Annotated in this window: 16 protein-coding genes; 1 reads left to right on the top strand and 15 read right to left on the bottom strand. The window is 31.5% G+C overall.

The annotated features are described in order from the left end of the window. Nucleotides 1-19: 19 nt before the first annotated feature. Nucleotides 20-1,426 carry a cysteine--tRNA ligase gene (gene cysS, locus BS62_RS01725; RefSeq protein ID WP_496489511.1) on the bottom strand — a complete coding sequence of 469 codons (1,407 nt, stop codon included), beginning with the start codon at nt 1,424-1,426 and terminating at the stop codon, nt 20-22. Nucleotides 1,427-1,833: 407 nt separating this feature from the next. Between cysS and BS62_RS01720 the strand changes: the two genes are divergently transcribed. Then, the gene (locus tag BS62_RS01720) at nt 1,834-2,922 is read left to right on the top strand and encodes a GerMN domain-containing protein (protein ID WP_496489510.1); all 1,089 of its coding nucleotides are present in this window, start codon (nt 1,834-1,836) and stop codon (nt 2,920-2,922) included. Between the two features lie 56 nt (nt 2,923-2,978). Here the strand turns inward: BS62_RS01720 and BS62_RS01715 are convergent, their stop codons facing one another. From BS62_RS01715 to modA, 14 genes are all read right to left on the bottom strand, one after another. Next, nucleotides 2,979-3,356 carry a RidA family protein gene (locus tag BS62_RS01715; protein ID WP_496489509.1) on the bottom strand — a complete coding sequence of 126 codons (378 nt, stop codon included), beginning with the start codon at nt 3,354-3,356 and terminating at the stop codon, nt 2,979-2,981. 11 nt (nt 3,357-3,367) lie between these two features. Then, nucleotides 3,368-5,947, bottom strand: a complete 2,580-nt coding sequence (gene xdh, locus BS62_RS01710; protein WP_496489508.1) for a selenium-dependent xanthine dehydrogenase — start codon at nt 5,945-5,947, stop codon at nt 3,368-3,370. Then, the gene (hydA, locus tag BS62_RS01705) at nt 5,940-7,343 is read right to left on the bottom strand and encodes a dihydropyrimidinase (protein WP_496489507.1); all 1,404 of its coding nucleotides are present in this window, start codon (nt 7,341-7,343) and stop codon (nt 5,940-5,942) included. Before hydA ends, xdh begins: the two co-directional genes overlap by 8 nt. 48 nt (nt 7,344-7,391) lie before the next feature. Next, nucleotides 7,392-8,768, bottom strand: coding sequence for a nucleobase:cation symporter-2 family protein (locus BS62_RS01700; protein ID WP_496489506.1), 1,377 nt, complete (start codon nt 8,766-8,768; stop codon nt 7,392-7,394). Between the two features lie 20 nt (nt 8,769-8,788). Next, on the bottom strand, nt 8,789-10,117 hold the full coding sequence (ssnA, locus tag BS62_RS01695) for a putative aminohydrolase SsnA (RefSeq protein ID WP_496489505.1): 1,329 nt from the start codon (nt 10,115-10,117) through the stop codon (nt 8,789-8,791). 11 nt (nt 10,118-10,128) lie between these two features. Then, nucleotides 10,129-11,721: an N-acyl-D-amino-acid deacylase family protein gene (locus BS62_RS01690; protein WP_496489504.1), complete on the bottom strand. Its 1,593-nt coding sequence runs from the start codon at nt 11,719-11,721 to the stop codon at nt 10,129-10,131. Between the two features lie 33 nt (nt 11,722-11,754). Then, nucleotides 11,755-12,972: a YgeY family selenium metabolism-linked hydrolase gene (locus tag BS62_RS01685; RefSeq protein WP_496489503.1), complete on the bottom strand. Its 1,218-nt coding sequence runs from the start codon at nt 12,970-12,972 to the stop codon at nt 11,755-11,757. A gap of 25 nt (nt 12,973-12,997) precedes the next feature. Further along, on the bottom strand, nt 12,998-14,212 hold the full coding sequence (gene dpaL / locus BS62_RS01680) for a diaminopropionate ammonia-lyase (RefSeq protein WP_496489502.1): 1,215 nt from the start codon (nt 14,210-14,212) through the stop codon (nt 12,998-13,000). A 480-nt stretch (nt 14,213-14,692) separates the two neighbouring features. Further along, a complete protein-coding gene (locus tag BS62_RS01675; protein ID WP_496489501.1) occupies nt 14,693-16,480 on the bottom strand; it encodes a sigma-54-dependent Fis family transcriptional regulator in 1,788 nt (595 codons plus the stop codon). 23 nt (nt 16,481-16,503) lie between these two features. After that, nucleotides 16,504-16,932: an MOSC domain-containing protein gene (locus BS62_RS01670; protein ID WP_496489500.1), complete on the bottom strand. Its 429-nt coding sequence runs from the start codon at nt 16,930-16,932 to the stop codon at nt 16,504-16,506. Between the two features lie 3 nt (nt 16,933-16,935). After that, nucleotides 16,936-17,904, bottom strand: coding sequence for a GTP 3',8-cyclase MoaA (gene moaA / locus BS62_RS01665; RefSeq protein ID WP_496489499.1), 969 nt, complete (start codon nt 17,902-17,904; stop codon nt 16,936-16,938). Further along, a complete protein-coding gene (locus BS62_RS01660) occupies nt 17,905-18,924 on the bottom strand; it encodes a molybdopterin-binding protein (RefSeq protein ID WP_496489498.1) in 1,020 nt (339 codons plus the stop codon). It lies immediately after the preceding gene. 14 nt (nt 18,925-18,938) lie between these two features. Further along, complete coding sequence (gene modB, locus BS62_RS01655; protein ID WP_496489497.1) at nt 18,939-19,592, bottom strand: molybdate ABC transporter permease subunit; 654 nt, start codon at nt 19,590-19,592, stop codon at nt 18,939-18,941. A gap of 3 nt (nt 19,593-19,595) precedes the next feature. Then, entirely contained in the window at nt 19,596-20,360 is a 765-nt protein-coding gene (gene modA / locus BS62_RS01650; RefSeq protein WP_496489496.1) for a molybdate ABC transporter substrate-binding protein, read from the bottom strand. Nucleotides 20,361-20,402: the final 42 nt, after the last annotated feature.

Below are 20,402 nucleotides of genomic sequence, written 5' to 3'. Positions count from 1 at the left end.
TACTCTCCTATTCCCAATCTTATTTATATATCCAAGTTGTTCCTTCTCTAGAGTCTATTAATTCTACATTATGACTCAATAGTATATCTCTAATTTCATCTGCTTTTGTCCAGTTTTTTTCTTTTCGTGCATTATTTCTTTCTTTTATAAGGTTTTCTATAAATTCTATGTCGACATCATTATTTTCATTCTTATCTTGTATTAACAAATCTAATGAAAACACCTTATCAAAATCTTCTATAAGATAAACTTTTTCACTATTATTTAAATTTTCATCTTTTATAACTTCTGATAACACAGTAAATGCATTTGGTAAATTTAAATCATCACTTATTTGATATTTAAACTTATTTTGATACTCTTTTATCTTGCCTAACTCTATACTATCATTATTTTTATTTTCAAGGATATATTTTACTTTATTTTTTAATTTCTTTAACGAATTTTGTGCATCATTCAAACTTTCAAAGCTAAACATTAGCTGTTTTCTATATCTAGATTGCATACAGAAATATCTATAATCTAGTGGACTATATCCTTCTTCTATAAGTCTAGATAAAGTTAAAAAATCTCCACTAGACTTTGACATCTTCCCATTATTTAGTACTAAAAACTCTCCATGCATCCAATAATTTACCCACTTATGACCAAGTGCACATTCTGATTGAGCAATTTCATTTGTATGGTGAACTGGAATATGATCTACTCCTCCACAATGTATATCTATTCTTTCTCCTAAGTATTTCATTGACATTGCTGAACATTCTATATGCCAGCCTGGAAATCCCACTCCCCATGGTGAAGGCCACTGCATTATTTGATTTGTAAATTTTGAATTCGTAAACCAAAGTACAAAATCTAATGGATTTTTCTTATATGGGTCTACTTCTATTCTACTCCCTGCCTGTAGTTCTTCTATTGTAAGATTTGCTAATTTATTATAATCATCAAACTTATCAATTGAAAAATAAACGTTACCATTAGCTATATAAGTATATCCCTTTTCTTCTAACTTTTTAATAAGCTTTATCATATCTTCTATATGTTCAGTAGCTCTAGAAATCACATTTGGTCTTTTTATATTAAGTTTATTGCAATCATCAAGAAAAGCTTCTTCATAAAATCTTGCAATTTCCCATACTGTTTTCTTTTCTCTACTTGCCCCTAAAGCCATTTTATCTTCACCTTCGTCTGAATCAGACTCTAAATGACCTACATCTGTTATATTCATTACATGGTCTACATTGTATCCTATATAATCCAAAGATTTTTTTAGTATATCTTCAAATATATATGTTCTTAAATTTCCTATATGGGCAAAATGGTATACTGTAGGCCCGCATGTGTATATCTTAACCTTTTTTTCTTCTATTGTAATTAATTCTTCCTTTTTTCTATTTAAACTATTGTATATGAAAAATTTCATTTAGATCACTCCTTTTTTATTCAAAAAAACTGCAGTATATCAGTAGTTTCTCTAAATAGAAAAACTACTGATAATAACCTGCAGTTTGATATTTTATATCTTTATTTTATAAAACAAATTATATTTAGTATTTAAGTTATTTAAAAAGACGCAGGCCTGTTGTTATTTAATTTTTTATTTATTAAACTATTTAAACAACAGCAACAACAACGCATCATCTTTTATAACCTCCTAAATTATATTTTATTTATTATATAATATATTAAAAATAATTGATACCCATTATTTACAGAATTTAACTATATAGTAAATATATATTATTATTCCTACTATTTATGTTATAAATCGAAATTTTCAGATATAATATATAGTAAGTACTAAATTTTGATAAGGTGGTGTGGTGTGATATGAAAAAATTCATTTTTATTATTGTTCTAGTATTTTCCTTTACACTAATGTCTGGCTGTAATAATTCAACAACAAATAACAATAATGATAACCCTCCTAAAGAACAAGGAGATACACAAGATCCTTCATCAAATGACGATGAAGTAACTTATGAAATAAAGGACTACTATCCATTTGAAGCAAATACAAAGTATATATATGAAGGAAACGGTAATGAATATGCGTCATATAATACTTTTGTAGATTATTTAAAAGATAGCCGTATGCAGTTAAGGGTAGATAATGGTGGCTCTCAGCTAATGAAAGTCATTGAAAATAAAAATGGTCAACTTCAAGTTATAGAATCTAGAGGTGAAATATATTATAGAGAAAACTTAACTTCAAAAGAAGGGACTACAAATGAAATTTTACTAAAAGAACCTCTTATAAAAGGTACTTCTTGGACTTTACCTGATGGTAAAAAAAGATATATATCCAATACTGATGTAAAAGTAACTACCCCTTTAGGAACTTATACATCAATCGAAGTAACAACGGAAGGTAAAGATTATAAAAATACCGATTATTATGCACTTAATATAGGTTTAGTAAAAACTGTATATTCTTCAAATGAAACTACAGTAACTTCTTCACTAGCTAAAATTGAGAACAATTCTTCCTTTGTTCAAAATATAAAGTTTTATTATCCTAACATAGCTGAAGATAAGATGTATTTTGCATATAAAAATATATCATTTAAAACAAATGATATTACAAAATCTAAATTCGAAAAAGCTTTTAAAGAATCTTTAGGTAACAAAACAGAAAAGCTATTAGGCCCAGATGTAAGGATAAACAGTCTTTATTTAAATAAAGATAATATTGTTTATGTAGATTTTTCAAAAGAATTTACAACTCAAATGAATGCAGGATCAGGATATGAGTTAATGATTCTTCAATGTATAACAAACACACTTGGTGAATACTATGGAGTTAATAAAGTTTATATAACAATTGAAGGCAAACCATATAGCTCAGGGCATATTTTAATGCAAAAAGGTGAAACATTTAGTGTAAACACAAAAAATTCTATTGAATATAAAAAATAGAAAAAAAGACTGTACATCTTATAAGCATGTACAGTCTTTTTTAAATCTATATATTATTATATTTCTGCTACTACTTCTATTTCAACTAATGCATCTTTTGGAAGTGCAGCTACTTGGAAACAGCTTCTTGCTGGCGGTTCTGATGTAAAGAATGTAGCATAAACTTCATTCATTGCAGCAAAATCTGCTAAGTCTTTTAAGAATACAGTAGTTTTTACTACTTTATCCATGCTAGTTCCTGCTTCTTCTAATATTGCCTTACAATTTTCAAGGCTATATTTAGTAGCTTCTTTTATTTCAGTAGCCATTTCACCTGTCGCAGTATTTATTGGAAGTTGCCCTGAAGTATATACAAGATTTCCAGTTCTTATTCCTTGAGAGTATGGTCCTATAGCCCCTGGTGCCTTTTCTGTACTTATAACTGTTTTTGCCATTTTGTTACCTCCTAAGCTTTCGCTACTTCTTTTTTTGGTTTTCTATAGTAAGTTTTTTCAAGTGGAAGTTTAGTTCTAAACTCTCCATCAAGCTTATAATAAGCTCCTTGAACAGCTGGTGCTGTAGGTATTGTAGTTATTTCTCCTACACCTTTAGCTCCAAATGCCAATCCATCTTTGCTATTTTTTTCTATAATTATAGATTCAATTGGCGGTGCATCAGTTGCTCTAAATAATCCTATTGTTCCGTATTTTCCTTTTGGAACACCATTTTCTAGTGGATAATCTTCAGTTAAACCATAACCAAGACCCATTACAACTCCACCTTCTATTTGGCCTTCTACATTTACAGGATTTATTGCTTTTCCTAAATCATGTGCTGCTACAACCTTTGTAACCTTACCTTCTTCATCTAATATTACAACTTGAGTTGCAAATCCATAAGATACGTGACTTACTGGATTTTCTTTATCAACTCCTATTTTGTCAGTTACACATGTGTATTCACCACTAAATGATTCACCTTCTAGATCTGCTAATGTTTTACCACCATCTAAAGCTTTTTTAAGTTTTATTGCTGCAACTCTTGTTGCTTCACCAGTAAATGTTGTTTGTCTAGAAGCTGTTGTATTTCCAGAGTTTGGTGTTGTAGCAGTATCAGGGAAATCATGAACAACCTTATCAAGAGATAAGCCTGTAGCTTCACAAACCTTTTGTACCATAACAGTTCCCAAACCTTGACCTATACATGAAGCACTAGTTCTTACGTGAACTATTCCATCTATTATATCTAAATTACATCTTCCAGTATCAGGTACTCCAACACCTAGTCCTGCATTTTTCATAGCACAAGCTATACCTGCATACTTAGCGTTTTCATATTGTTCTTTAACAGCGTCTAAAGTCTCAACTAATCCTGTACTTTCATCAGCTATTTGTCCGTTAGGCAGTACTTGTCCTGGTCTTATAGCATTTCTATATCTTATCTCCCATGGAGATATGCCAACTTTTTCAGCAAGTAAATTTATATTAGATTCAGTTGCAAAACAACTTTGTGCAACTCCAAATCCTCTAAAAGCTCCCCCTGGAGGGTTGTTTGTGTAAATTGCCTTACCTGTAATATCTATTACTTGATAGTTATATGGTCCTGCAGCATGTGTACAAGCTCTTTGAAGAACCGGTCCACCAAGTGATGCATATGCACCTGTATCAGATATTAAAACAGCCTTCATAGCTGTTAATTTTCCATTTTCATCACATGCAGTAGTAAATTCCATTTCCATTGCATGTCTTTTTGGATGTACCATTATACTTTCTTTTCTAGTCAATTGAACTTTAACTGTTTCTTTAGTAAGGTATGCAATAAGTGCAGCGTGATGTTGAACACTCATATCTTCCTTACCACCAAATCCTCCACCAACATACTTGTTAGTAACTCTAACCTTTTCATGAGGAAGACCTAACATATCAGCACATTCATGCTGAGATGCATAAACACCTTGATCAGTTGTAAATAATCTTACACCATCTCCATCAGGCATCCCTATTGCAGCTTCTGGCTCTAAAAAAGCATGTTCTGTAAATGGAACAGAGTATTTATTAGTTACAACATACTTAGAGTTTCTGATTACTTCATCAGCATCTCCTCTAACTAGTTTTTGTTCAAATAATATATTTCCGCCTTCATGTATATGAGGAGCATCTTCTTTCATTGCCATTAGTGGTGAAGTTAATGGCTCTAGTTCTTCGTATTCTATCTCAACTAAATTCTTTGCTTCTTCTAAAGCTTCTTTAGTTTTTGCAGCTACTAAAACTATAGCATCTCCTACATAACGAGTTATTTCACCTTTAGCTATAAGTACTGGCCAGTCTTTCTTTAAGTGACCTATTTTTTTATCTCCAGGAACATCATCAGCTGTAAATACTCCAACTACTCCTGGATGTTTTTTAGCTTTTTCTATGTTTATATCTAACACTCTTGCTCTTGGATACTTAGTTCTAACAGCAGATCCGTATATCATACCTTCAATACGCATATCATCTACATATTCAGCTCTTCCAACGACCTTTTGAACAGCATCTACTCTATGAGTATTTTCTCCAACTAAGCCCTTACACGCAACTTTTGGAACTTCAGTATTTTCTCTTAATAATTTAGCAGCTAATGCTATTGCATCAACTATTTTCACATAACCTGTACATCTACAGATGTTACCTTTTATAGCTTTTCTTATATCATCTTCACTAGGTTCTAAGTTTTTATCAAGTAATGATTTTGCACTTATAACCATTCCCGGTATACAGAACCCGCATTGTACTGCTCCAGCACTTGTAAATGAATATGCATATACATCTAATTCTCTTTCGGATAATCCATCCACTGTTATTATTTCTTTACCAACTAGTTTAGATGTTTTAAGAACACAAGCCTTCATATTTCTTCCATCAACTAAAACTGTACAAGTACCGCAAGCACCTTCTGCACACCCGTTTTTAACTGATGTAAGTCCTTCATCTTCTCTTAAGAAATGTAGTAAATTCTTGTCTTCTGTAGCAGTAACTTCTTCCCCGTTTAAGATAAACTTATACATTTTCTCTCCACCTCGCATCAAATGGTTTTCTTTTTATGTATATTCCTATTTTTTCATTGTTAACAAGCTTTCCTTGTTCAGCCATTAATTCTCCCCTTAAGAAAACCTTATCTAATGAACACTCTGACTTAAGACCTTCATAAGGAGTGTAGTCTACATTTTGATTTTGATTATCTTTTGATATAGTCCATTTTCCATTTGGATTTAAAACCACTATATCTGCATCGCTTCCTACTTGAATTTCCCCTTTTCTAGGGTAAAGTCCAAATATTTTTGCTGCATTAGTAGATGTAAGTCTTACCATATCGTTTATTGATATTTTGTTTTTTGCTACACCTTCTGTATAAATAACAACCATTCTATGTTCAACCCCTGGTGCCCCATTCGGTATCTTAGTAAAATCGTCCTTACCGATATCCTTTTGGCCCACAAAGTTAAATGGACAATGGTCAGTTCCTATAGTATGAATATCTCCATTTCTAAGTGCTTCCCAAAGTGCTTCTCCATCTTCTCTTTCTCTTAAGGGTGGAGACATAACGTATTTAGCTCCTTCAAAGCTATTGTCGTTTTTATCTCTATATAAATCTTTAAATAATGTTAAATATTGTGGGCAAGTTTCAATAACTACCTTTGCTCCATCTTTCTTTTTTTCTAATGCTTTATTAAGTCCAGCCTTAGAACTTAAATGAACTATATATGCAGGTGCATCTGCCATTTTTGCAATAGTTAACAGTCTTTCAACTGCTTCTTCTTCTATTATTGGTGGCTTAGTTAATGCATGATATACAGGTTTTAAGTTATTATTTTTTTTAGCATCCTCTATTAAAGCATTTGCTAAATCTCCATTTTCACAGTGGAAACCAATTAACCCATTAATTTCTTTCGATTTCTTTAGAGCCTTAAAAACCGCACCATCATCAACTTGTAAATGTTTATAAGCCATATACATTTTAAAAGATGGTATTCCTTCTTCAACCATATATTCCATTTCTTTTTCTATTTCTTCATTCCATTCACTCATAGCCATATGGAATCCATAGTCACAATAACAATTTTTATATGTTTTTTCTTTATATATATTTAATGTTTTTCTTAGGGAATCTCCTCTAACATGATTTGCAAAATCTAATATCGTAGTTGTTCCTCCTACGATAGCCCCCTTAGTTCCTGTTCCAAAGTCATCCGCTGTTTTCGTAGGCCCTTCTCCAAGATCAAAGTGTGTATGAGTATCTATACCCCCAGGAAGTAGATAACATCCATTAACGGATATTATCTCATCACCAGGTTTTTCAATATTTGTACCAATATCTTTAATTTTATGATCTTCAATTCTTAGATCTGCACAATACGTTTTTTCAGAGGTAACTATGAAACCGCCTTTTAGCACTTTGCCCATAGCATATTCCTCCTTACTGGTATTAAAGAGTTTTTGTTTATTATATAATTAACGACTTAATATTTCTTTGGGCGCTGACTCTTCAACAGCCTCTTTCTTTTGACCAAGGACATTGAAAAATAAGTTTAATAATATAGCAGCTAATGCTCCTGTAGTTATTCCACTGTGGAATATTGTATTAACCCATTGTGGGAAATTGTGATAAAAATCAGGAACTGCTGTAGGTATCATAGAAAGACCTATACTTATTGCTATTATCATACCGTTTTTAGTACCAGCAAATTGTACCTTAGTTAATGCACTTATTCCACCAGATACAACCATACCAAACATTGCAAATCCAGCTCCACCTAATACTGGATATGGTACTGATGCTACTAATGCTCCTAATTTTGGAACTAACCCTAATATTATTAATATACATCCAGATGTTGCAACTACAAATCTACTTTTTACTCCCGTTAGATTTACCAATCCAACGTTTTGTGCAAATGCTGTATGTGGGAAAGTATTGAAAACTGATGCTAACATAGTTGCCAGTCCATCGGCTCTTAAGCCTCTAACTAGTTGCTGTTCATTAATTTCTTTTCCTACCATTTCGTGCATAGCTATTATGTTTCCAGTTGCTTCTGTCATTATAACTAACATAACTAGAACTATAGAAATTATAGCTGTTGGATCAAAATTCCAGAATCCAAATTCAAATGGTGTATTTATATTTATCCATCCAGAAGCTGTAACTCTAGTGTAATCTGCCATACCAAGTGCTGTTGCAGCAACAGTACCAATAATGATACCGAATAATATTGCCATACTAGACCATTTTCCTTTTAGGAATCTATTTAAAACTAATATAGTTACTAATGTAAATAAAGCCATCATTATATTTTGTACACTTAAATATGTTGGAGATGCTGGATTATTACCAGTTGACCATCTAACTGCTACTGGTAGTAATGATAATCCTATTACTGTAACAACTGTCCCAGTAACAACGTGTGGGAAAAATCTAATTAATTTACCCCATATTGGAGCCATTAAGAAACAAAACAATCCTGCAATAAACACTGATGCAAATATAGTGGCCATTGCTGTGAAAGGGTCACCCTTGTAAGTGTTTGCTATTGCAACCATTGCACTTACTGTTGCGAAACTAGTACCTTCTACCATTGGAATTTTAGCCCCAATGTGCTTTCCAAGTCCTAATGATTGAACAAGTGTTGCTATACCTGCTATGAACAAATCGGCATTTATAAGAAATATTATTTGTTCCTGTGTTAATCCTGCTGCATTTCCTACTATTATCGGTACAGCTACTGCTCCTGCAACCATTGCCATTACGTGTTGAAAAGCAAATAATAGATTTTGACCCATAGGTAATTTTTCATCAACTGGGGCCACTTTCAAATTTTTGTCTTCTTTCATTTCACTACACTCCCTTTAAGTTAGATTCTGTCCCATAGTTTTTGGGAAATTTCTCTAGACTGTCTGAAAATTTCAGCCTCGTCTACGTTTAGAAGTTGTCTGTCTTTCATTAATACTTTTCCATTAATAATAGTTGTGTTTACTGCTGTTCCATTCATTCCAAACATTACGTGGCTGTTTATATTGTTTTCATTCATAGGTGTTAATGGATTGTAATCTACTATTATTACGTCTCCAACAGCACCTTCTTTTATTACTCCAGCTTCTACATTGAAATGTTTGTTCATAATTTGTCTATTATTGTCAAATAGCATTGTAGGAATTTCTCCCCAAGCTACCGATGGATCACATAAATTGTGCTTATGAATTATATTTCCTACTTTATATGACTCTATCATATCTGATGTGTAACCATCAGTACCTAGACCTAATAGTATACCTTTATCAAACATTGATAAAACAGGAGAACATCCTACTGCATTACCCATATTTGACTCTGGGTTGTGTACAACCATTGTATCTGTAGCTTTTAATATATCCATTTCTCTTGAATTAACATGGATACAATGAACAGCTATAGTTTTATCACCTAATATATCAAAACCATGTAATCTTTCAACTACTCTTTTTCCATGATTTTTAAGTGAATCATAAAGATCGTCTATTCCCTCTGCTGTATGAACATGATACCCTGCATTAAGTCCACTCATTTCTTCTCTGCACTTATTTAATGTATCATCTGATAATGTAAATGATGCGTGAAGTCCAAATAACCCTGTTTGCATGTTATCATTTCTCTTTGATGCATGCTTTATGAACTCAACATTTTCTCTTATTCCTTCTTCTATTGTATTTCCACCATCTCTATCAGAAACCTCATAACAAAGAGAGGTTCTTATTCCAAGCTCATCTGCAACTTCACCTATTGTAAATAGAGAATCTCTTATTGCAAATGGACTTGCATGATGGTCATAAACTGTTGTTACTCCATTTTTTATACAGTCTATATATGTTGTATATGCACTATATTTTGTATCTTCAAGAGTAAGCTTTTTGTCTAATCTCCACCAAAGGTTTTCAAGTATTTGTCCAAAGTTTTTAGAAGTAGGGCCATCTAATGCCATTCCTCTAGCAAATGCACTGTATATATGCATATGTGTATTTATAAGCCCTGGCATTATTACCTTACCTTTAGCATCAATAAACTCTGAACCTTCATACTTAACTTTAATATCTTGAGTACTTCCAAAGTCAACTATTTTTCCATTTTCAATAGCTACTGCTCCATTTTCTAAGTAAGGAGCTAATTGGTTTCTAGTAACAAGTCTACCATTTCCTACTATTAACATTTAAAATCCCCCTAAGATCTTCTTATGACCTTACCTGCCTTAATTTTGTTGAATTCACCGTCGTCTATAACTATATTTCCATTAATTATAACGTAGTCTATTCCTTTCGGATACTGAGTTGGGTCTACAAAAGTTCCTTTATCGCATATCTTGTCAGCATCAAATATAACTATATCTGCATACTTTCCTACTTCTAATGTTCCTCTATTTGGAATTGAGAAAACATCTGCTGCTTTTTTAGTCATTTTGTATATGGCTTCTTCTAATGACATTACTTTTTCTTCTCTAACAAATTTTCCAAGTACCCTTGGGAATGAACCATAAGCTCTTGGATGTGGTTTTCCTGGTGCTAAAAGTCCATCAGTACAAACATTTTGCTCAGGTAACTTCATAAACTTTATAATATGTTCATCAAGACCATAGATATCAAACATACCAACAGCATTTTCTTCTTCAAATAAAAGATCAAATGTTGCGTTGTACGGATCTTTGTTTCTCATTTGTCCTAATTCTATTAAATTTTTACCTACAACCTCTTGGTTTTTTTGTGTTTTTACAGATGTAACGAATATTCCATCAAAACCTGCAAAGTCTACAAAGTTGTCCCATCCGTGGATACCGTTTTCCATATCATTAATCATTCTTTTTCTATCATCTTCATTATTAAGTCTTTGTAATAACTTATCAGTTCCCCCATCATGTACCCAAGGAGGTAATATTACACCTAACATTGTACTTCCGGCAGCATACGGATATTGGTCAAATGATACAGTTATTCCTTCTGCTTTTACCTTATCTAATAATTTTATTACATCATCTATATACTTCCAGTTTTGTTTTCCGCAAACTTTGAAATGAGAAAAATGTACTTTAACTCCAGATTGTCTACCTATTTCTATGATTTCTTCCATAGAATCTAGTATAGTATCAGCTTCACTTCTTTGGTGAACTACAAATACACCATCGAATTCTGCGACAACCTTACACATTTCTACTATTTCTTTTGTTTGTGAATATGCACAAGGCATATATATTAATCCTGTTGATAAACCAAAAGCACCTGCTTCCATTTCTCTTCTAGTTATATCACACATTTTTTTAATATCTTCATCAGTTGGTTGTCTATTATCTAGACCTAAAACTTCCATTCTTATATTACCATGAGGAACAAGATAAGTTTCGTTTAATCCAACTCCATTTTCTTCCATCATTTTAAGATAGTTATTAGTAGTTTCATATGTCCAATCTATATCATCAGAATCTCCATCAAGACCTGCAAGATTTTTTCTCCATGGGCTTATATATTCTACTGGAAGTGGCGCCATTGATATTCCATCTTGGCCAAGAACTTCAGTTGTTATCCCTTGTCTAACCTTTATTTCGTTATAAGGGTTTATTAATATTTCTAAGTCAGAATGTGAATGTGTATCTATAAAGCCAGGGGAAACAACTTTCCCCTTAGCATTAATAACTTTGTCAAAAGTTTCATTTTCATCACATTTACCAACAAAGGCTATTTTATTGTTCTCTATTACTAAATCTCCGATAAAAGATTTCTTTAAGGTTCCGTCTATTATACGTCCATCCTTAATTAATATTTTCATAATATCACCTTCTTGTTGTAAACAGATTTTGTCCTACTTACTGTAAACTGATTTTAATATACCGTAGTATCCTCTTGCACCTATGAATAATTGTTCTTGTTCTATATACTCATCTATTGTATGAGCAAGGTTTTCTTTAGATGGACCAAATCCTATAGTTCTTATTCCTTTTTCTCCAGCATAGTGGCTACCATTAGTACAGAATGAATATTGAGTAACTTCTGGATTTATACCAGCTTCGTTTAATCCTCTATAAGCGGCTTGAACAAACTCATCTTCCATATCGTATAACCAACCTGGGAAAAATCTTTCACCTTCTATTGTTTCTCCAGTGTAGCAAGTTTCTTTACCTATTGCATAAGATACTTTAACTTGTAATTCACTGTCTTCTTTTCTAAGTTCTTCTAAAAGAGATTCTATTGGAGCAAGTACTCCTTCTCTTGTTTCTCCAGTTAAAAGTCTTCTATCAAAAGTTGCTTTACAATAATCTGGCACTACTGAAGCTCCTGGGTATGGAGATGATTTTATATCTGTTAATACAAGTATACCTTTTCCTAAAACATCATGTTCTGGGGCTTCTATTTCTTGTATTCTATCTATTACTTTAGACATTTTATAAACAGCATTTACACCTTTTTCTGGGTTAGCTGAGTGAGCTGGTTTACCAAAAGTTTCAACTACTATTTCAGCTCTACCTCTTTGACCTATTTTAAGGTTAAGTTCTGAAGACTCACCTATTACAACGTAATCTGGGTTTACTCTATCACTTATAGCTCTTGCAGCTATACCTTCAAATATTTCTTCATGAACAACACCAGCAACATATATGTCACCTTCAAAATCTTTATTAACATCTTCAGCGAAGAAAGCAGCAGCAGCGATCATTGCACTTGTTTGCCCTTTCATATCTGAAGCTCCTCTTCCATATATTTTTCCATCGTGTATTTCTCCACCAAATGGTGCATAAGTCCACTTTGAATCATCTGGAACAGGCACTGTATCTATATGTCCATCAAATAATATTTTCTTTCCTGGTTTGCTTCCTTTTATATGACCTATAACGTTTCCATAGTCATCTATGTAAACATCATCATATCCTAATGCAAGCATGTTGCTTTTTATAGCAGCTACAACTTTTTCTTCTTCTCCTGAAACACTTGGGTTTCTTAAAAGTTCTTGACATAATTTAGTTAGTTTATCTTGTCTTACTTCATTTAACATTTCTACTTTGCTTATTGCTTCGCTACACATTTTATTGTCCTCCTAAGATTTTAAATTATATACTTGGGTATTCTCCATCCCATACTATGCTCTTGTATTTATCTGGATCTGTATCTCCTTCTGTACTAAATAAAAGAACTTTTGAATTTTCGTTAAGTTCTAAAGCTTCTTTTAAATCTTTGTACTGTGGATTGTTCATTATTTCAAATAATAATCCTGTTGGAACTGCTCCTGATTCTCCTGAAATTACATGAGCATCTCCTTTAATTGGGTTTCCTAATATTCTCATACCCTTTGCTGCAACCCAGTCTGGGCAAGATACAAATACAGCTGAATGGTTCTTTAATACTTCCCATCCTATTGTGTTTGGCTCTCCACATGCAAGACCAGCCATTATAGTTTGCATATCTCCACCAACTACTCTAAAATCACCATCATTAGCTTCTGCTGATTTATATAAACAATCTGCTAAGTTTGATTCTACAATTACAGTTTTTGGACAATCTTCTCCAAATTCAGAAGCAAAGAATCCTTGAACTGCTCCTGCTAAAGAACCAACACCAGCTTGAACGAATATATGAGTAGGTCTATCTATTCCTTTATTCTTTAATTGATCTAAAGACTCTAAAGCCATAGTTCCGTATCCTTGCATTATCCATGCAGGTATCTTTTCATAACCTTCCCAAGCAGTATCTTGAACCATAAGTCCATTGTTATCTTCTGCATACTGATTAGCTAATCTTACAGCATCATCGTAGTTCATATCAGTTATAGAAGCGTCTGCTCCTTCTTTTCTTATATTTTCAAGTCTTGTAAGAGATGAACCTTTTGGCATATAAACAACTGATTTTTGCTTTAATTTATTTGCAGTCCATGCAACCCCTCTTCCGTGGTTACCATCTGTTGCAGTTACGAAAGTTATTTCTCCAAGTTCATTTCTAACTTCATCTGATATTAATCTTTCATAAGGTAATTCTGATATATCTTTATTTAACTTCTCAGCCATATGTTTGGCCATTGAGAAAGAACCGCCTAAAACTTTAAATGCATTTAATCCAAATCTATATGATTCATCCTTTAGATATACTCCACCTAAACCTAAATGATTTGCAAGGTTATTTAAATCTACTAAAGGAGTTTCCTTATATTGTGGAAAGCTCGCATGGAATTCTTTTGCCTTTGCAACTTCACTACGGCTTAAGAATTTTATAGAACCTTCTTTGTCACCCTTTGGAAGAGTATTTTCTTTCCATAGAATCTTTTCTTTCATCCTAATTCCCTCACTTCATCAGTATTTTTTTAGTCACCTTATTATTAAGCAAGTACCGTGCCAAACTTTTAACTATGTTTAGTTTTTTCCAATGCATATTTTTTGCGTTTCATGAGTATTTTTGTGTAAAATTAGCTTATAAAGTAATTTTTTGATATTTTTTATAGAAAAATATTATTATTTTATTATCATATCGATAATTCATTATCAAAACGATAATGCCCCTGAAACCTTTCAATTCGTTTATTTTATATCAATGAAAGCGTTTTATTATCAATTTGATAACATTTAATATTTATTGTTCATTTTTTATATTAAGCACTATATTTTTAATTAAACTAACTTTTTTATTTAATTATTATTAAAAAACCATAAAAAAATTCTCATTTTGATAACATATTATCAAAATGAGAATTAAGTGCAATCCATTTACATTCCCGATTTTTAATTTTTTTAAGCTGTTTATTATCATTTTGATAACTAATTTTGAGCTATTTTTCTATATAGAGTGGCTACTCCTATACCTAAAGCCTTTGCAGCTTCTTTTTTTCCTTTTGTATCCTCTCCAAAATACTTTAAAGCTCTTTTTATATTTTCTTCCTCTATATCTTTCAGTTTTCTAAATCCAGTATCACTAGATGTATTATTAACTACATCATTGCTTATTTCTGTTTTTAGTAAATTTTCTGATACCATTTCTGTTTTTAGTAAATGTTCTGGTACCATTTCATCTGTTATTATACCTCGTTCGTCTGATAAATTTATCATAAACTCAACTACATTTTCAAGTTCTCTTACATTTCCAGGCCAACTATATCTTTTTAGAATTTCTATAACATCAGGATTTATTGTATGAACATACTTATTAAATACATTATTGTACTTTTCAATTAAATTTTTCGTTATAGTTTCTATATCGTCTGGTCTTTTTTTAAGAGGAGGTAATTCTACAGGTATAACATTTAATCTATAATATAAATCTTCTCTAAACTTACCTTCATCAATAAGTTTCTTTAAGTCTTTGTTAGTTGCAGCTATAACTCTAATATCTAAATCTAGTAGTTTATTTGACCCAATTCTAACTAGTTTTCTTTCTTGAAGTACTCTTAAAAGCTTAACCTGTAGGAATAATGGCATATCTCCTATTTCATCTAAAAATATAACTCCTTTATTTGCAAGTTCGAATTTTCCTATTCTTCCATTTGGGTCTGCTCCTGAAAACGCACCCCTTACGTATCCAAATAATTCACTTTCAAGTAGCGAATCTGGTATAGCACCACAGTTAATAGCAATAAAAGGTTTATTCCATCTATCACTTTCTGAATGTATGGCTCTTGCAATAAGTTCTTTACCAGTACCACTTTCTCCTGTAATTAATACAGTTGATTTTGAAGGGGCTATTTTTTTTATTTTACTTTTTAGCATTTTTATTTCTTTGGAACTTCCGGCTATATCATCCATTCCTACTGTATTTCTTCCATAAGTCAGTTTTAACAAATCAGACTTAACTTTTTGTATTTGGTTAAATATTAATATTTTATCAAAATCCCCAAGAACTGGATACACTGGAATCATTTTACCTATAATATCGTACTTTTCTGATCCTACAGCTACTGTAATAGATTCTCCACCCATAAAAAACTCATTTGTTTGCTTAATCTTAATACTATCTCCTATGTTTGATGGCAGTAACTTTAATTGTTTCATAGCATTTTGATTTAAAGTTGCTATTTTACCTTCATGATTTGTTACAATAACTCCATTTTCTACTGAATCAATAATTTGCTTAAGAAGATTTGAATTATTCAATGCTCCTTCTGTTTCTAGATATTCGTGTACTTTAAATACAATAAGTTCTTTCATTTGTTGTATAAATTGAATCATTGAATCTAGATTATTTTCTAAGTTTTTCTTTTGTTCTTCACTAAAAGAAATAAGTCCTATAACTCCTATTATTTTATCTTCATATACTATAGGAGTACCAACTTCCATAGTCTCATTGCAAGTTTTTTTACCTTTACAATTTACGCAAAGTTCATTTTCACGTGGATTCGTAATAATTTTCTGTTCTCCAGTTTTAATAACATATTTATATACATCTCCACTGTTAGATATATTTTTATTTATATCGTTATTATAAATACCTGTTCCTGCTACTCTTATTAAATTTTCATCTACAATTTCAACATCTACTTTTAATACACTTGCCATAATATTTGCATGTTTTATTATAGCATTTTGGATTTTCTTTAAAAGACTTTCACTCATTTATATCACCCTCTACTCTAAAGCTATATCTCAACTACGTCGTCTCCTAAGGCAATTTTTCCACCTTTTATAACCTTTGCAAATATTCCATTTTTAGGCATTATACATTCTCCAACTCTATAGAATATTTCACATTTTGTGTGACAAGTTTTTCCTATTTGTGTAATTTCTAATTCACATTCTGCGACTTTAAGTTTTTGTCCAACTTCAATTTTTGATAAATCTATACCTTCAATAACTAGATTTTCTCCAAAATCTCCATAATCTACATTTCCACCTTTTACATTAAAATTATCTATTTTCGATAAATCCAAAAGAGAAACCTGTCTATGCCAGTTTCCACCATGGGCATCCCCTTCAAGACCAAAGTTTTCAATTAAATTAATTTCATTTATTTGTTTTTTAGCAGTTCCTTTTTTTTCACTTTTACAAATTGCTATAATCTTCCCCATGATTTAGCCTCCTATTTGATGCATTAATCTAACATCACCATCTTTTTTGCCAAAACTGTGTTCTTCAGGTTTTTCATAAATATTTTTCTTTATTATTTCTAATACTTCTATATCATTTTTTTCAACTCTAAGTGCATCTTTTAAGTCTTCACCTTCACTCCAATAAAGACATCTCTTTAAAAAACCATCGCTAGTCAATCTAATTCTATTACATTCTTTGCAGAAGTGATTTGAAATAGGACTTATAAAACCTAATTTTCCTAATCCACCCTTAAGTTTTATATATTGTGCTGGTCCTTCTTCTTTAGTCTTACGTTCATTATCATCTAATTGATCTTTTAATTTTTCTAAAATATATTCTTCAGAAACTCCTTTAAAATTAACCCCTTCTCCAATAGGCATAAGTTCAATAAACCTAACATCTATAGGATACTTTCTTGTTAAATTTGCAAGATCACTTATTTCATCCTCATTTATTCCATCCATAATTACAGAGTTTATCTTTACTTTTATGCCTAGTTTTAGAGATAGCTCCAAGGCATCCATGACTTCATCTAAATCCCCACCACGAGTTATTTTGTTATATCTATCTTTATTTAAAGTATCTAGGGATAAATTAACATGAGTAAGCCCACTTTCTTTCAATGAAACAACCTTTTGTTTAAGAAGAACTCCATTAGTTGTTATACATACCTTTTTTATAGTAGGGATATCGCCTGCCCCTTTTATTAAATCTTTAATTCCTGTTCTTAAAAGAGGCTCTCCTCCTGTAAATCTCACCTTACTTATACCTATACTAGCCATAAGGTTCATTGTTCTAATTATTTCATCATTAGTTAGCATATTGTTTTTTTCAAAATAATCGGCTTCCTTTTCAGGCATACAATAAACACATTTTAAGTTACATCTATCTGTCAAGGAAATCCTAAGATAATCTATATATCTACCCCATTTATCCTTCAAATTTATCACCTACACTCCTTTTCCAAACCCACATTTAGGGAATATGCAAACTGGACAACTTAAGCACATACCACCGTGTCCATAAGCTGCTATATCATCCATAGTAAGCTTTTCATCTACAAGCACCCTTGGTAATACTAAATCAAATATTGTTCTCTTTGAAAACATTACACACCCAGGAAGTCCAAGTATTGGTGTATCTCCTTTATATGCAAGTAAAAACATTGCCCCAGGTAAAACTGGCGCTCCATAACTTATAAGCTCTGCACCTGTGCTAATAATAGCTGTTGGAGTAACATCGTCAGGATCTACTGACATTCCTCCAGTACATATTACAAGTTCTGCCCCTTTTTCAATCCATTCTTCAATAGCATTCTTTATATCTTCTGCGGAGTCAGGTAGTATTACTTGACCTAATACTTCACAGCCGTACTCTTCTACTTTATTAACTATTACAGGTCCAAAAGAATCTTTTATCCTTTTATAATATACTTCGTTCCCTGTAGTAATAATTCCTACTTTTTTTCCTTTTATTTCTTCAACCCATATAAGTTTATCTTTTATTTCATTTTTAGCATTTATTAGTTTTTCTTCTTCAATCATCAAAGGTATTACCCTAGTTCCACCTACTTTATCATCTTTTTTAACTGGAGTATTGTTGTGGATAGTTGAGAATATCATTTGACCATAACTATTTAATTTTTTTAGCTCATCTATGTTAACTTTTAGAAGACCATCGCAAGATGCATAAAAATCTATTTTTCCTTCTTTTATATCGCTAAATTCTAGATTTTTTCCTGCTCCAATTTCTTTTAGTATTAAAGCTCCGTCATTTTCATGAACCATGCCTTCTGAGTTTTCCCAAACGTATATATTATCCTTACCTAATGATAATAAAACATTTACATCTTCTTCTCTTATAACATGTCCTTTTTTAAACTTTACTCCCTTAAATTTTCCCGGTACTATTTGAGTAATATCATGACATAACACTTGTCCTACTGCCTCTATAGTCTTCATTTTTTTCATGTCAATCCCTCCAATTAGTTTGTTTTTAATAATTTATTGTGTAAAAAAATCAGTGTTGTACTTATAATAATGACTATCATTAATATAATATTAGCCTCTTTTAAATTTCCACCCTCTACTAAATAATACATAGCCATAGGAATATTTTGTGTTTTCCCAGGTATATTTCCACTTACCATCATAGTAGCCCCAAATTCTCCAAAAGCTCTACCAAAAGCAAGTATCATGCCTCCAAATATTCCTTTTTTTGATATAGGTAAAACAATTTTTAAAAATATATCATAGTCACTTGCCCCATCTATCTTTGCAGCTTCTTTATACTCTTTTTGAACTTCCATAAATGCAGTCTTAGAGCTTTGATATATTATGGGCAACGACACTATAAACATAGCTATTATAGCTCCCTTTATGGTGAAAATAATCTCCAAACCAAATAATGAATTCAGGGTAGACCCTATTATTCCATTTTTTCCAAATACAACTAATACAATATACCCTATTACTGATGGTGGAAAAAATAACGGAAACATAAGTAATGATTCTATTATATTTTTTCCTATACCTTTGTATTTTAATAACCTATAAGCTAATATAACTCCGATTATAGTAGTTAACAGAGTTGATATTGTAGCTGTCTTTAAAGATATAATAAGAGCATCTTTTATCATAAATTATTTACCCTTTACATTGAACTTGTACTTCAAAAATATATATTTACTTTCATCAGATACTAACTTGGTATAAAAATCATTGGTGTATTTATCCTCTTCTCCTTCTTTAAGTATAGCGATAGGATAATTTATTTTTGTATGGTAATTATCTCCAAACTCTTTGTAAATCTCCCAATTTTCGAGGTTTCTAAAGTCACTTTTATAGATAAATGCTAAGTCCACTTCATCTTGTCTACAATAACTTACTATAGCCCCTGCATCTTTAGCCATAATAATACTTTTACTTACCTTATCCCAATAATTTAATTTTTTTAAAGTTTCCTTCGTATATTGTCCTACTGGTGCAGTCTCAACTTCACCAATAGCTATCTTATAGTCTTTTTTCGTTATATCTTCAAGGGATTTTATGTTTATATCTTTTCTCTTTATAAGAACTAAGGAGTTTTGAATCATGTTTTCTTCAATTTTATTTGAAACTAATTTTTTATCTTTTAGATTGTCCATAAATTCTTGAGATGCAGATATAAATATATCTACCTCTGCCCCTTCTTCTATTTGCTTTCTAAGAGTTCCAGATGGTCCATAGTTTATATAAACATTAACATCACTTTTCTTTTCAAAATCCTTTTTTATTTCATCTAATGGTTCTCTTAAGCTTGCTGCTGCACTTATTGTAACTGTGTTTTCTTCTTTAGGAGTGCACCCTGTTAATACTCCTGTTATAGCAAATGCTAATCCTAAAGTTAGCATTATCTTTTTATGCATAATTACACATCCCCTAGGTTATGTTTTTATTAATCTTTATAT

It is taken from the genome of Sporacetigenium mesophilum DSM 16796 (assembly GCF_059569055.1).
The sequence above is the reverse complement of the archived record's forward strand: the minus strand, read 5'-3'. Positions and strand labels throughout refer to the sequence as shown.